General features: G+C 65.7%; 17 protein-coding genes and 1 riboswitch. Of the genes, 3 read left to right on the top strand and 14 right to left on the bottom strand.

The features are described 5' to 3' along the window. Position 1: 1 nt before the first annotated feature. From BVH01_RS17580 to BVH01_RS17570, 3 genes are read right to left on the bottom strand one after another with little or no spacing between them, the layout of a single operon-like run. Positions 2 to 661 (bottom strand): ABC transporter permease, encoded by a 660-nt coding sequence (locus BVH01_RS17580; RefSeq protein WP_075931548.1) that lies wholly within the window; start codon positions 659 to 661, stop codon positions 2 to 4. 1 nt (position 662) lies between these two features. Then, positions 663 to 1,553, bottom strand: a complete 891-nt coding sequence (locus BVH01_RS17575) for a glycine betaine ABC transporter substrate-binding protein (protein WP_075931547.1) — start codon at positions 1,551 to 1,553, stop codon at positions 663 to 665. Positions 1,554 to 1,564: 11 nt separating this feature from the next. Next, complete coding sequence (locus BVH01_RS17570) at positions 1,565 to 2,278, bottom strand: ABC transporter permease (RefSeq protein WP_075931546.1); 714 nt, start codon at positions 2,276 to 2,278, stop codon at positions 1,565 to 1,567. Between the two features lie 307 nt (positions 2,279 to 2,585). On the opposite strand from BVH01_RS17570, the gene BVH01_RS17565 reads away from it, so the two are divergent. Then, on the top strand, positions 2,586 to 3,860 hold the full coding sequence (locus tag BVH01_RS17565; protein WP_075931545.1) for a sodium:proton antiporter: 1,275 nt from the start codon (positions 2,586 to 2,588) through the stop codon (positions 3,858 to 3,860). A 278-nt stretch (positions 3,861 to 4,138) separates the two neighbouring features. Here BVH01_RS17565 and BVH01_RS17560 read toward each other — a convergent pair whose 3' ends face one another. From BVH01_RS17560 to nrdR, 11 genes are all read right to left on the bottom strand, one after another. Next, the gene (locus BVH01_RS17560) at positions 4,139 to 4,783 is read right to left on the bottom strand and encodes a TIGR02281 family clan AA aspartic protease (RefSeq protein ID WP_075931544.1); all 645 of its coding nucleotides are present in this window, start codon (positions 4,781 to 4,783) and stop codon (positions 4,139 to 4,141) included. Positions 4,784 to 4,798: 15 nt separating this feature from the next. Further along, positions 4,799 to 5,521, bottom strand: a complete 723-nt coding sequence (locus BVH01_RS17555; protein WP_075931679.1) for an ABC transporter substrate-binding protein — start codon at positions 5,519 to 5,521, stop codon at positions 4,799 to 4,801. Positions 5,522 to 5,536: 15 nt separating this feature from the next. Next, positions 5,537 to 6,070 carry a phosphatidylglycerophosphatase A gene (locus BVH01_RS17550; protein WP_075931543.1) on the bottom strand — a complete coding sequence of 178 codons (534 nt, stop codon included), beginning with the start codon at positions 6,068 to 6,070 and terminating at the stop codon, positions 5,537 to 5,539. Beyond that, on the bottom strand, positions 6,063 to 7,028 hold the full coding sequence (gene thiL / locus BVH01_RS17545) for a thiamine-phosphate kinase (protein ID WP_075931542.1): 966 nt from the start codon (positions 7,026 to 7,028) through the stop codon (positions 6,063 to 6,065). The genes BVH01_RS17550 and thiL overlap by 8 nt, the downstream gene beginning before the upstream one ends. Positions 7,029 to 7,033: 5 nt before the next feature. After that, entirely contained in the window at positions 7,034 to 7,513 is a 480-nt protein-coding gene (nusB, locus tag BVH01_RS17540; RefSeq protein ID WP_075931541.1) for a transcription antitermination factor NusB, read from the bottom strand. Then, complete coding sequence (gene ribE, locus BVH01_RS17535) at positions 7,510 to 7,986, bottom strand: 6,7-dimethyl-8-ribityllumazine synthase (RefSeq protein ID WP_075931540.1); 477 nt, start codon at positions 7,984 to 7,986, stop codon at positions 7,510 to 7,512. The genes nusB and ribE overlap by 4 nt, the downstream gene beginning before the upstream one ends. Before the next feature lie 98 nt (positions 7,987 to 8,084). Next, the gene (gene ribBA, locus BVH01_RS17530) at positions 8,085 to 9,176 is read right to left on the bottom strand and encodes a bifunctional 3,4-dihydroxy-2-butanone-4-phosphate synthase/GTP cyclohydrolase II (RefSeq protein ID WP_075931539.1); all 1,092 of its coding nucleotides are present in this window, start codon (positions 9,174 to 9,176) and stop codon (positions 8,085 to 8,087) included. 13 nt (positions 9,177 to 9,189) lie between these two features. Continuing rightward, positions 9,190 to 9,852, bottom strand: coding sequence for a riboflavin synthase (locus tag BVH01_RS17525; protein ID WP_075931538.1), 663 nt, complete (start codon positions 9,850 to 9,852; stop codon positions 9,190 to 9,192). 12 nt (positions 9,853 to 9,864) lie between these two features. Further along, complete coding sequence (locus tag BVH01_RS17520; protein WP_075931537.1) at positions 9,865 to 10,326, bottom strand: 6,7-dimethyl-8-ribityllumazine synthase; 462 nt, start codon at positions 10,324 to 10,326, stop codon at positions 9,865 to 9,867. Positions 10,327 to 10,418: 92 nt separating this feature from the next. Continuing rightward, positions 10,419 to 10,713, bottom strand: a riboswitch (FMN riboswitch). Between the two features lie 324 nt (positions 10,714 to 11,037). Beyond that, a complete protein-coding gene (ribD, locus tag BVH01_RS17515) occupies positions 11,038 to 12,156 on the bottom strand; it encodes a bifunctional diaminohydroxyphosphoribosylaminopyrimidine deaminase/5-amino-6-(5-phosphoribosylamino)uracil reductase RibD (protein WP_075931536.1) in 1,119 nt (372 codons plus the stop codon). 1 nt (position 12,157) lies between these two features. Then, positions 12,158 to 12,622 (bottom strand): transcriptional regulator NrdR, encoded by a 465-nt coding sequence (gene nrdR, locus BVH01_RS17510; protein ID WP_013789794.1) that lies wholly within the window; start codon positions 12,620 to 12,622, stop codon positions 12,158 to 12,160. A 149-nt stretch (positions 12,623 to 12,771) separates the two neighbouring features. Here nrdR and BVH01_RS17505 point away from each other — a divergent pair, with 149 nt between their 5' ends. Both BVH01_RS17505 and BVH01_RS17500 read left to right on the top strand, forming a co-directional pair. Beyond that, positions 12,772 to 13,209, top strand: a complete 438-nt coding sequence (locus BVH01_RS17505; RefSeq protein ID WP_075931535.1) for a YbaY family lipoprotein — start codon at positions 12,772 to 12,774, stop codon at positions 13,207 to 13,209. Continuing rightward, a complete protein-coding gene (locus BVH01_RS17500; RefSeq protein WP_075931534.1) occupies positions 13,206 to 13,859 on the top strand; it encodes a 50S ribosomal protein L11 methyltransferase in 654 nt (217 codons plus the stop codon). Before BVH01_RS17505 ends, BVH01_RS17500 begins: the two co-directional genes overlap by 4 nt. Positions 13,860 to 13,885 lie beyond the last annotated feature (26 nt).

Genomic DNA, 13,885 nt, shown 5'->3' with positions numbered 1-13,885 from the left:
CTCAGTGGGCGGCTTTCAGGCCACGGGGAGTGAGCGTTTTCTGCAGCCACTGCAAAAACAGGTCGGCGACGATGGCGAGCAGGCTCACCAGCACGGCTCCAACGAAAAGGGTCGCCATATCGCTGCGGCTGATGGCGGTGAGAATCAGCACGCCGAGGCCTCCGGCGCCGATGGTGGCGGCGATGGTCATCACGCCGATGTTCATCACCACGGCAGTGCGCACGCCGGCCAGGATCACCGGCACGGCGATCGGCAGATCGACCATGCGCAGGCGCTGCCAGAAGCTCATGCCAATGCCCTTGCCCGCCTCGCGAATGCCCGGCTCCACGCTGGTCAGCGCCAGGTAGGTGTTGCGCAGGATGGGCAGCAGCGAGTACAGGAACACCGCGGTTACCGCCGGCAGTGGCCCCAGGCCCTGGCCGAACTGCGAGTAGAACGGCAGCAACAGACCGAACAGGGCGATGGCCGGCAGCGTCAGCACCACGGTAGCCAGGCCCTGCAGCGGCCCGGCAAGCCAGGGGAAACGGGTCATCAGAATGCCCAGCGGCACGCCGATGAGAATCGCCAGGCCCACGGCGATGCCGACCAGGGCGATGTGCTCTACGGTCAGGCTGAGCACCTGGCCCCAGTCGATATGCTGGAAAGCGGTCATGAAATCCATGTCAATTGCCCTCCCCGATCAGTTTTTCCTGACGCAGGAAGTCGGCGGCCACTGCAGCGGGCGTTTCGCGATCCACGTCGACGCGGGCGTTGAGGCGACGCATGGTGGCGTCGTCCAGGCGCTCGGCGAGCGGCTTGAGCAGCGCTTCCAGCTCCGGGTGCTGCTTGAGGTAGTCGGCGTTGACCACCGGTGCGGCGGTGTAGTCCGGGAAGTATTTACGGTCGTCCTCGAGCAGGCGCAAACCGAAGGAATCCAGGCGGCCGTCGGTGGTGTACACAAGGCCAACGAACACCTGGCCATTGCGCAGCGCGGTGTAGACCAGGCCCGGATCCATCTGGCGGATTTCGTTGCGCGTAAAGGTCAGGCCGTATTCTTTGACAAGCCCGTCCAGGCCGTCGGAGCGATTGGCGAATTCGATGTCCAGCGCCAGTAGGCGGTTGCCTTTGCCCGGCGTTTTCAGGGCCTGGGCGAGGTCGCTGATGGTGTGGATATCCGGATTCTCCTCGGCGACCTTCTCCGGCAGCGCCAGAGCGTAGGTGTTATTGAAGCGCGAGGGCGCCAGCCAGATCGCGCCGCTCTTGGCATCCAGCTCCTTGACGCGCTGGTAGGCGGCTTCCTTGTCGAGGCGCTCGGTGACCTTGTTGTAGGCCACCAGCGAGGTGCCGGTGTATTCCCAGGTCAGGTCCAGCTGGCCACTCTTCATGCCGTTCCAGGCGATGGTGCTGCCCAGGTTGCCGACGATGCGCGCCTGGTAGCCGTGGGGGCGCAGGTACTGCGCGGTCAGTTCGGAGAGGATCACCTGCTCGGTGAACACCTTGGCACCGATACGAATTTCCGCAGCCTGGCTGGTCGCTGCCAGCAGCAGGCCGAAGCATAGAACGAGAGACTTCATTATCTTTTCCTTCAACGGGCCACCCCACGCTCGAACCAGAAACGACTGGTGGCAGCCACCAGGCCGTCGAGCAGCAGCGCCAGCAGAGCCGTGGCAGCGGCGCCAAGAATCAGCAGGGGTTGGTTTTCCAGGGCGATGGCGGGAAAGATCAGACTGCCGAGGCTGTTGGCGCCGATCAGAAACACCAGGGGCGCCGTACCGACGTTCAGTGCCAGCGCCACACGGATGCCACCGACGATGATCGGCACCGCGTTGGGCAGCTCGACCTTCCACAGCGCCTGACGCGGCGTCATGCCAATGCCGGTGGCGGCTTCCTTGAGGGAACCCGGCACGTTGCGCAGACCTTCGTAGGTATTGCGCACGATGGGCAACAACGAGGCGAGGAACAAGGCGAGAACCGCCGGGCCGTTGCCGATGCCGACCACCGAGAGCGCGATGGCCAGCACCGCCAGCGGCGGCACGGTGTTGCCCACGTTGAACACCTGCATGAAGCGCTCGGCGCTGTGCTCGCGGCCAGGACGGCTGAGCAGGATACCGGCCGGAATGCCAACCGCCAGGGCCGCCAGCATCGACACGAACACCAGGAACAGGTGCGCCTGCAGGTAATAGATGAGGTCTTCGCGGTGCTGCGCGAGCACCGCCGGGGTGATCCAGTGGACCAGCAAGGCCAGTACTGCGATCAGCGCAACAGCGCCCAGCAGCACCTTGCCGAAGCTTTTCAGCATATTTCGACTCCAGTTTACGACCGCCGTTGGCGTGTCGAGCTGGCCGTATGCATTGCGCATCGGCCCTCCAATGCCGGAGGCTGGAACATCGTCACGCGATGCCCCTCTTGCCAGGGCGCACGCGCCCTGCAGCCTTCCGACCCATGTTTACTCGACCCTGTAGCGCCGCTTCGGTTCCCCCTTTTTGCCATCGTTCTGCCATGGGCCGGCGGGCCGATGCTGCAACATATCCGGTTACAAGCCAGGTATCATCGGGGCTCCAGGGTGTTCGCCGGGATGGCGAACATCAGCCGTCAAAGGAGACCCCGTGCTCGACCTCGTTGCCGCCTTCATCGTCCTTACCACGCTGCTTACCTACGTCAACTACCGCTTCATCCGCCTGCCGCCGACCATTGGCGTGATGGCCACCGCGCTGATCTTCTCGCTGATCGCCCAGGGCCTGAGCCAGCTCGGTTATCCACTGATCGAGATCGAGGCGCAGGAAATCATCCGCCGCATCGACTTCTCCGACATCCTGATGACCTGGTTCCTGCCGGCTCTGCTGTTCGCCGGCGCATTGCACGTCGACTTGCATGATTTGCGCAGCTACAAATGGCCCATTGGCCTGTTGGCCACTGTCGGCGTACTGATCGCCACCAGCGTGATCGGCACCCTGGCCTACTACATCTTTGCCCTGTTCGGCTGGCACGTGGAGTTCATCTACTGCCTGCTGTTCGGCGCCTTGATCTCGCCGACCGACCCGATTGCGGTGATGGGCATCCTCAAATCGTCCGGCGCGCCCAAGCCACTGGCCACCACCATCGTCGGCGAGTCACTGTTCAACGACGGTACCGCGGTGGTGGTGTTCACCATCCTGCTCGGCATCCTGCAACTGGGCAGCACGCCGACCCTGGGCACGGTGAGCTGGCTGTTCGTTCACGAAGCGGTGGGTGGCCTGCTGTTCGGCGCCGCACTGGGCTATGGCGTGCTGCTCATGTTGCGCAGCATCGACCAGTATCAGGTCGAGGTGATGCTGACCCTGGCGCTGGTATTCGGCGGCGCGGCACTGGCGGCGCGGCTGCACGTTTCCGGGCCGATCGCCATGGTCGTGGCCGGCCTGATCATCGGCAACCTGGGCCGCAAGCACGCCATGTCGGACGAATCGCGCCGCTATGTGGACGGTTTCTGGGAGCTGATCGACGAGATCCTCAACGCCTTGTTGTTCGCCCTGATCGGCCTGGAGCTGCTGCTCCTGCCGTTCTCCTGGCTGCACATCATCGCCGCCTTCGTGCTCGGCGGTGCGGTGCTGGTGGCGCGCCTGCTGACGGTGGCGCCAGCGGTGTTCGTGATGCGCCGGCGTGCCGGCGGGCGTCGCCAGGTGTCCCACGGGGCGATCCGCATCCTCACCTGGGGCGGGCTACGCGGTGGCGTGTCGGTGGCACTGGCGTTGTCATTGCCGCTCGGCGAGGAACGCGATCTGCTGCTGAGCCTGACCTACATCGTCGTGCTCACCTCGATCCTGCTCCAGGGCTTGTCCATCGGCCCGCTAGTCAGCCGGCTGTACCGCGGCACGCCGCAGACCAGCGCTGACGACTCGCACTGAGAGCCTGTTCAAAGTCTTATCTGCGCATGAAGCGGCAACTACAAGGCAGAAGCAGCCACTCAAACCAATCTGTGGGAGCCCCGACCTCGGGGCGAAACGATTGCAGCCTGACTGCCTATTTCGGCGGTGCCTGAGCGAATCGCCGCGAGGTCGCGGCTCCTACAGTGGATCGAATAACGACCGCTCCCGCCACTTAGCCGCCAAAATCGCCGAACCTGGGCTTAAAGATTATGAACAGGCTCTAAGACGATAGGGGCGCCCGCCCATGGCGCCCAGATTCAGATGCGCGATTCGAGCACCAGCAGGTTGTTCTCGACCCGCCAGCCGACGCGATTGAGAAAGCTCATGCCCAGCAGCGCTTCGGTGGGCGAGGCACCCTCGAGCACCACCGCCTCGACGCCCATGACCTGCAGGGAGCCGACGCTGACCTTGTCGAGGGTCACCCGCCAACCCTGCGCCGTGCCGCTGGCAGTGCTGACCTGGATCGGCTGGCCGCGGGTGCGGTAGTCGATACCCAGGCGGCGGGCATGATTTTCATTGAGGGCCACCGACGTGGCGCCGGTATCGACCAGAAATTGCTGGGCGCGACCATTGATCGCGCCTTCGGCCCAGTAGTGGCCGCCATTGCTGCGGGCGATGCTGAGGGTCTGTTTCTGTGGGGCCGCAAAACCTTCGGTGTTGTATTCACGGCTCAGGCCGTAACTGCGCTCCACGCCATCGACGCGCAGCACCGCGCTGCGGCTGTCGACGCTGACCACCTGCACGCCGCCGGGACCGGTCTGACCGACGCGCACCAGCTTGCGCTGGCCGTCGACCGAGACCACCGCCGCGCCGGGAAACAGGCCGACCACCTGAACCGGTGTGGCTGCCAGCAACAGCGGCGCCGCCAACAAGCCTGCCATGACCATCATTACTCGACGCATCCGTGCCTCTCCCAGCTATTCGAAAGGGTAATGCTGGCCCCAGTGCTCGAAGACCGCACGCAGCTCGTCTTTTTCAACCAGCTCGGCCATGCGCTGGTCGAACAGCTTGGCCAGCGCGCGCCCACGTGGCGTATCGGAAAAACCGATGTAAAGCGGCAGGCGCAGCAGGTCGGTCACCCGATACTTGCCGGGATCGTTGGCGCCAGCGAGCGTTTGCTCGACCTCTGGGCGGGCATCGATGTAGTAATCGGCATGGCCCTGGTCGAGCATCGACAGGATGCCACTGCGCCGCTGCAGCTCGTTGTAATGGGTCAGCCCGGGGATGTAGCGCTGATACTCGTAGCCGCGCATCCACACCAGACGTGAGCGGCGCAGCTCGGCCTGGTCCGGCGCAGCCTTGGCCGCCAGGCTCAGGGCGCTGATCAGGTCGGAATCGTAATGCCAGCTCGGGTACACCACGCCGCCACTGACCTCGTTCTGGTAGGAGGCGACCCAGGCGTCCGCCTCGCCGCGCTTCACCAGGCCGATGGAGCGGGTATAGGGCACGATCTGCATTTCCAGCTTGACGCCGGCGGGCTCGAAGACCAGGCGCAGGATGTCCCAGGACATACCGGTGCCGTCGGGGTTGATGCGATCGACCCACACGTCGCTGGCCATTCGGATGCTGGCCGGCACGTCACCGCTCGCCTGAGCGCAGACACCGAAGGACAACAACAGAGCCAGCCATAGCGCACGCATCATCCTGCCTCCTGATCAGCCAAAGCCCAGGTTGGAGGCTAGGCCATTGGCCCAGCCCCAAACGAGCAGCTGCATGGCCAGCCAGGCGAAGACCCCAGCCAGAACGTCGTCGAGCATGATGCCGAAACCACCGTGCACGTGGCGATCGATCCAGCGGATCGGCCACGGCTTGAGAATGTCGAAGAAGCGGAACATCAGGAACCCCACCAGCACCCAGCCCCAGCCCTCGGGCACCAGCCACAGGGTGATCCACATGCCGACCATCTCGTCCCAGACGATGCCTTCATGGTCATGCACGCGCAGGTCGTCGGCGACCTTGCCGCACAGCCACACGCCGAACACCATGGTCACGCCCAGCATCAGCCAGTAGCCCCAGTCCGGCAGCATCTGCCAGAGCGGGATGAACGGCACGGCGGCCAGCGAACCCCAGGTACCCGGCGCCTTGGCGATGGTGCCGGTGCCGAAGCCGAAGGCCAGGAAATGCCACGGGTTGCGCCATACGGAAGGTGGCACGAATTCGGCGGGGACTTGCTTGGGATGATCAGTCACGGTGCATTCCGAAATGTTGGTAGCCACTGTACCGTGGCTCGATGGCGTGGCCTCCGGCGTCCAGCAGGTGCACGCCCTGTCCGGCCTCGACCCGACCGATCACCTGTACAGGCTGGCCCATGGCGCGCAGCACGTCCAGTTTCTCGGCAGGCAGGGTAAAGGCAAGCACGTAGTCGTCGCCACCCCCAAGCGCCAACTGACGTGCGCTTTCGTCACCCACACAAGCCAGCAGAGCCGCCGACAGCGGCAGGCGCTGCTGCTCGACGAACAGCGCGACGCCGGACGCCCGGGCGATGTGCCCGCAGTCGGCGAGCAGGCCGTCGGAGATATCCAGCGCCGCCGTGGCCATGCCACGCAGGGCCTGGCCCAGCTGCAGCTGCGGCATGGGCGACCAGTAGTGGGCCAGAAGCTCGGCAGCACCGGCTTGCTCGGCCCGCTCGCCCAGCACGAACGGCAGCGCGCCGGCCGCATTGCCCAACGGGCCGCCGACGCACAGCAGGTCGCCCGGACGGGCGCCCGCGCGGGTCAGCGCCTGGCCAGCCGGGACGCGGCCGAACACGGTAAGGGTCAGGCTCAGCGGCCCGCGGGTGGTGTCGCCGCCGACCAGGCGTACGCCACACTGGCGCGCCATGCTTTCCAGCCCGGCCGTGAATTCGGCCAGCCAGTCGGGAGAAACGTCAGGAAGGGTCAGCGCCAGGGTGAACGCCAGGGGCGCGGCGCCCATGGCGGCCAGGTCACTGACGGAGACGGCCAGGGCGCGCTGGCCGAGCAGGCGTCCCGGCGCATCGGCCGGAAAATGCACGCCAGCGACCAGGGTATCGGTGGACACCGCCAGTTGTTCGCCGGCGGGCACTTCGAGCAAGGCGCAGTCGTCGCCGATTCCCAGCACCACACCATCGGCCGCCTGTGCACAGGCGGCTGCGGCGAAGTAATGACGAATCAGTTCGAACTCGCCCAAAACACTCAGCGCTTGTTGAAGTCGCGGACTTCGTCGGCGCGCAGGGTCGGCGCCAGCTTGTCGAGCACGCCGTTGACGAACTTGTGACCGTCGGTGGCGCCGAACACCTTGGCGAGTTCGATGCCTTCGTTGATCACCACGCGGTACGGCACGTCGATGCGGTTACGCAGCTCGTAGGTGGACAGGCGCAGGATGGACAGCTCGACCGGGTCGATCTCGTCCAGCGGGCGGTCGAGCAGCGGCTCGAACAGGCCGTCGATCTCACTCTTCTGGCGCGGCACGCCGTGCAGGATCTCGTGGAAGTAAGCGCCGTCGACCGCACTGAAATCGTTGTCGACGCGGAACTGCGCTTCGATCTCGTTGAGTGCCTGGCCCGCGATGTGCCAGGAGTACAGGGCCTGCATGGCCAGGGTGCGCGCCTGACGGCGAGCCAGCAGCTTGGGGCTCGGGCCTTTCTTGGCTGGCTTGTTGTCGTTCTGGCTCACTTGGCCTCCAACTGCGCCAGCAGGCTGACCATTTCCAGAGCGGACAGGGCAGCTTCGGCGCCCTTGTTGCCGGCTTTGGTGCCGGAACGCTCGATGGCCTGCTCGATGGAATCGACGGTCAGCACGCCGAAGGCGACCGGCACGCCGAACTCCATGGAGACCTGGGACAGGCCCTTGGTGCACTCACCGGCCACGTATTCGAAGTGCGGGGTGCCGCCACGGATCACTGCGCCGAGGGCGATGATGGCGCTGTACTCGCCGCGCTGGGCGACTTTCTGGGCGACCAGGGGAATCTCGAAGGCACCCGGAGCGCGGATGATGGTGATGTCGTCTTCGCTGATGCCGTGGCGAACCAGGGCATCGACCGCGCCGCTGACCAGGCTTTCGACCACGAAGCTGTTGAAGCGGCCGACCACCAGGGCGAAGCGGCCCTTGGGAGCGATGAAAGTACCTTCGATGGTCTTGAGTGTCATAGCGAGTTCTCGAGCTGTCTTTAAAGAGCCAGGGCCTGCCATGGCAGGCCCCGAAAATATAGGCGATGAGAGCCGAGGCTCCATCGCGGTCGCCGCGCTTATTTGGGCGGCAGGTATTCTACAACTTCCAGGTCGAAACCGGATATCGCGTTGAACTTCATCGGCGCGCTCATCAGGCGCATCTTGCGCACGCCCAGGTCACGCAGGATCTGCGAACCGGCACCGACCGTGCTGTAGGTGCTCGGCATCTTGCTGGTGGTGGCGCCGTCCGCTTCGCGGATATGCGCCAGTACCTCGTCGCCGCCCAGCGAATGGCCGAGCAGCAACACCACGCCGCTGCCGGCCTCGGCCACTTCGGTCATCGCCGCGCGCAGGCTCCAGCGCCCCGGCTGGCGCACCATCAGCAGGTCGCGCATGGGGTCCATGTTGTGCACGCGCACCAGGGTCGGTTCTTCGGCACAGATGGTGCCCAGGGTCACGGCCATGTGCACGTCGCCTTCCACCGAGTCGCGGTAGGTCACCAGGTTGAACTGGCCGACCTCGCTATCCAGCGGCTGCTCGGTGATGCGCTGCACGGTGCGCTCGTGGAGCATGCGGTAGTGGATCAGGTCGGCGATGGTGCCGATCTTGATGCCGTGCTTGGCAGCGAATTCTTCCAGCTCCGGGCGACGGGCCATGGTGCCGTCGTCGTTCATGATCTCGCAGATCACCCCGCTCGGCTCAAAGCCGCCCATGCGCGCCAGATCGCAGGCCGCCTCGGTATGGCCGGCACGTGCCAGCACGCCGCCGGGCTGAGCCATCAGCGGGAAGATGTGGCCAGGGCTGACGATGTCTTCGGCCACCGCGTGCCTGGCCGCAGCGGCCTGCACGGTACGTGCGCGGTCGGCAGCGGAAATGCCGGTAGTGACGCCTTCGGCCGCCTCGATGGACACGGTGAACTTGGTGCCGAAACCGGAGCCGTTGCGCGGCGCCATCAGCGGCAGCTTGAGGGTTTCGCAGCGCTCACGGGTCATCGGCATGCAGATCAGGCCGCGGGCGAAGCGGGCCATGAAATTGATGTGCTCGGCGGTCACGCATTCGGAGGCGATGATCAGGTCGCCTTCGTTCTCGCGGTCTTCGTCATCCATGAGGATGACCATCTTGCCGGCGCGGATGTCCTCGACCAGCTCTTCGATACTGTTGAGTGCCATGGTGGCGGTGTCCTTAATGCTTCAGGTAGCCGTGTTCGGCGAGAAAACCTTCGGTCAGCCCGGAGCTGCTCGGCTCGGCGGCCTTGTCACCGAGCAGCAGGCGCTCCAGGTAACGGGCCAGCAGGTCGACCTCGAGGTTGACGCGACGCCCGGGGCGGTAGTCGGCCATGATGGTTTCGGCCAGGGTGTGCGGCACGATGGTCAGCTCGAACTCGGCGCCAATGACGGCGTTGACCGTCAGGCTGGTGCCATCGACGGTAATCGAGCCCTTGTGGGCGATGTACTTGGCCAGCTCGCGCGGCGCGCGCACCTTGAACTGGATGGCGCGGGCGTTCTCCTCGCGGGAGACGATCTCGCCAACGCCGTCGACATGCCCGCTGACCAGGTGGCCACCGAGGCGCGTGGTCGGCGTCAGGGCCTTTTCCAGATTGACCCGGCTGCCACTCTTCAGGTCGATGAAGGCGGTACGCGCCAGGGTTTCCCGGCTGACGTCGGCCCAGAAGCCGTCACCCGGCAGTTCGACGGCGGTCAGGCACACGCCGTTGACCGCGATGCTGTCGCCCAGCACGACGTCGCCCAGATCCAGCTTGCCGGTCTTCACGTAGACCCGCACATCACCGCCCTTGGGCGTGATGGCGGCGATGCTGCCGATGGATGCGATGATTCCGGTGAACATGAGAACTCCTCGTCAGACCGGCAATTCTTTGAGTTTGCGCAGCGTGTCGGCACAAGTGCGCGCCGCTTCGGCGCCCTTGACCAGAAAATGCTCGCGGAAGAACGTCTGGTGTTCTTCGCCGGCATGGAAATGATGGGGCGTGAGCACCGCTGAGAACACCGGCACGTCGGTGTCTAGCTGCACCTGCATCAGGCCCTCGATCACCGCCTGGGCGACGAACTCGTGGCGGTAGATACCACCATCGACCACCAGCCCGGCAGCGACGATGCCGGCGTAGCGGCCGCTCTTGGCCAGGCGCTTGGCGTGCAGGGGGATTTCGAAGGCGCCGCCGACTTCGAAGCAATCGATTTCGCTGGCCGCGTAACCCTGGCGCTGCATTTCTTCGATGAAGGCATGGCGCGACTGATCGACGATTTCGCGGTGCCAGCAGGCCTGCACGAATGCGACCCGGCGTACGTTGTTAGAGATGGACATGTTCGACTCCTGTTTATGGTTAAAACAGGGCAGCTTGGATCGATAGGGATGGTACGGACATGCAGCAGCACGAGGGCTGCCTGACCAGGCAATCCCGCTCTCTCTTCATCCGGACTATACCGTCGGCCCCGGAATCGCACCGGGTCTGCTCGTCCCCGGGCGGCTGGTGCCGTACCGGGCGCTCGCGGGCTAGGTAGAACCTGAGTTTAGATCTCGCGAGCTAGCGCCAGACAAGGCGAAATTGGGCGAGGGCGCGGAGTTTACAGGCTGTAAATGAGCAGCCCGAGCCCAATTTCAACGCCGTATGGCCGACGCGCAGCAGATCTAAAACAGGTTCTTGGCACCATTACCGCCGGTGGGGAATTACACCCCGCCCTGAGAACGTGTGGCTGCTTGTCGCAGCCGACAGGCGTTTTACCACACTTGCTGCGCCAGCGCACGGCGGCTCTGCCCAAGAGGCTGTTCACGATCTTCGTGCCGGGCTTTAGTTATTTGACTGCAGCGTGGCGCAAGCGGCCGTTATCCGATCCATTGTGGGAGCTGCGACCTCGCGGCGAATCGCTCAGCCACCGCCGAAATAGGCAGTCAGGCTGCAATCGTTTCGCCCCGAGGTCGGGGCTCCCACAGGTTGGTTTGAGTGTCTGCTTCTGCCTTGTAGCTGCCCGTGCACATGCCCAGAAAGATCGACAACGGACTCCAGCCGATGCGCATTCAGCTCGCGCGATCGGGCACGGCGATGATGCGCCAGTCGTCACCCACGGCGCGCATGTCGACGATCTTCAGGGCTGGCGCTTCGGCCATGCGCGCCAGCGGCAGGTCGAGCAGCGGCCGCGCGCTGGAGCCGAGGAACTTGGGCGCGACGAACAGTTGGTACTCGTCGACCAGCCCCAGCCGGGCAAAGGCGCCGGCCAGTTTCGGCCCGGCCTCGACCAGCACTTCGTTGGCGCCACGCGAGGCCAGCTCCAGCAGCAACTTACGCAGATCGACATGGCCGTTGCTGCCGGGCATGGCCAGCAGTTCGTGGCCGTCATCCAGATAACGGCAGCGCGAGGTGGCCGCCGCGCAGGTGGCGACCAGCGCCGGGCCAGCCTGGAAGAATGGAGCGCTGAGCGGCACCCGCAGGCGCCCGTCGACCAGCACGCGCAGCGGCGGCCGCGCCTGGGCCAGGGCAGTCAGCTCGGCGCCCAGGCCCAGTTCGTCCGGGCGCACGGTCAGGCGCGCACCATCGGCCAGCAGCGTATCGGCGCCACTGAGCACCACGCTGGAGCGCGCACGCAGGCGCTGCACCGCGGCACGCGCCGCCGGCCCAGTGATCCATTGGCTTTCGCCACTGGCCATGGCGGTGCGCCCGTCCAGGCTCATCGCCAATTTCACGCGCACCAGCGGCAGGCCGCTTTCCATGCGCTTGATGAAGCCCGCGTTCAGCGCTCGCGCCTCGGTCTCCAGCACGCCGCCCTGCACGGAAATACCGGCATTCATCAGGCGCAGCAGACCGCGTCCGGCTACTTGCGGATTGGGATCCTGCATGGCCGCCACGACCCGGGTGATGCCGGCGGCCACCAGCGCATCGGCGCACGGCGGCGTACGGCCATGATGGCTGCACGGCTCCAGCGTGACGTAGGCAGTGGCGCCGCGAGCCTTGTCGCCGGCCTGGCGCAACGTGTGTACCTCGGCGTGGGGTTCGCCGGCCTTGGCGTGCCAGCCTTCGCCGACGATCTTGCCGTCACGCACGATCACGCAGCCGACACGGGGATTGGGATGAGTGGAATACAGGCCCTTGCGCGCCAGCTCGAGGGCCCGCGCCATGAATGCGTGATCGTTGCTGCTCATCTCAGTCCTGGTTCGGCTCGCGGGAAAGGCGGTCGATTTCCTCGCGGAATTCGTTGAGGTCCTGGAAGCGGCGATATACCGAGGCGAAACGAATGTAGGCCACCTCGTCGAGCTTCTGCAGCTCGGTCATCACCAGCTCACCGAGCACCAAGGACTTGACCTCGCGCTCGCCGGTGGCGCGTAGCCGGTGCTTGATGTGGGCGATGGCCGCTTCCAGCCGCTCGACGCTGACCGGGCGCTTTTCCAGCGCACGCTGCATGCCGGCCCGCAGCTTGTCCTCGTCGAAAGGCTGGCGGCTGCCGTCCTGCTTGATCAGACGCGGCATCACCAGCTCGGCGGTCTCGAAGGTGGTGAAGCGCTCGCCACAGGCCAGGCATTCGCGGCGACGGCGCACCTGATCACCTTCGGCGACCAGACGCGAATCGATGACTTTGGTGTCGTTGGCGGAGCAAAACGGGCAATGCATGGCTGGAACGGTCGCAGGCGAGAAAGCCCGCATGGTAGCGCATCCACGCCGCCCGGCGCCAAGCGCGCGGATGCAGGCCGCGCTTTCCTTTGCATTCACCGCCGGCTATGGCGAGAATCCGGGCATTGCCCGTCTGCCAGGATCATCCGATGCCATTGCGCCCGCTTGCCCCGCTCTGCCTAGTCGCCCTGCTCGCCGCCTGCGCCGGAGAAACGCCGCCACCCGCTCCACCCGCCCCGCCAGCGGTCGAGAGCGAGCAACCGGCGCCGACGCCGGCTCATCTGCGCGAACTCACCGGCACCCTGCTCGACGTGCCCGCCGGCGCCGATGTGGAGCTGGCCCTACTGACCATCAGCGACCGCGGTCTGCCGCACAAGCTGCTTGGCAACATCCAGTTGCGTGGCACCGGCGCGCCCCTGCCGTTTCGCCTGCAGTTCAATCCGGAGAATTTCCATCAGGGCATTCGCGTCGAGCTACGTGGCCGTGTGCATCAATCCGGCAAGCTGGTGCTGCACATGCCGAGCCAGCTGATCCGCGAGCCGCAAAGCCAGGCCCTCGGCGAAGTCCGCGTGACCCCGGCGCTGTGACGCCACCGCCAGACCTGCAGGCCGCTCTGGGCGAACTGCTCGGCGATGCTCGGCTGACCGCTACAACTCTGCCAGGCACCGACCTGCGCCTGTGGCTGATCGACCCGGCGAACATGGATCGCTGCTTCAGCCCCGAGGAAACCCGGCGCATTCTCGAAGAACCGCCGTACTGGTGCTTCTGCTGGGCCAGTGGCCTGGTGCTGGTCGACTGGCTGGCGCGCCACCCCGAGTGGGTGCGAGGCAAGCGAGTGCTCGACCTCGGCACCGGCTCCGGCGTGGCCGCCATCGCCGCCGCCCGAGCGGGCGCTGCCCAGGTAGTGGCCTGCGACCTGGATCCCCTGGCGCTGGCGGCCTGCCGCGCCAACGCGGCGCTCAATGGCCTGGAATTGGCCTATTCGAGCGACCTGTACAGCGAGCCCCGCGACTACGACATGGCGATCGTCGCCGACGTGCTCTACGACCGCAGCAACCTGCCGCTGCTCGACCGGGTGCTCGAGCACGCCCGCGAGGTACTGGTGGCCGATTCCCGGGTACGCGACTTCAGCCACCCGCGCTACCGGCGCATCGCCGGGCTGGAGGGCTGCACCTGGCCCGACCTGGCAGAGCCGGAAACCTTCCGCCACGTCAGCCTGTATCACGGGGCCTTGTAGCCTTGCGGCGGCGCCCACATTTATAG

The organism is Pseudomonas sp. PA1(2017), from assembly GCF_001945375.1.
Classification (GTDB): Bacteria; Pseudomonadota; Gammaproteobacteria; order Pseudomonadales; family Pseudomonadaceae; genus Aquipseudomonas.
This window is presented reverse-complemented; position numbering and strand designations above follow the sequence as displayed.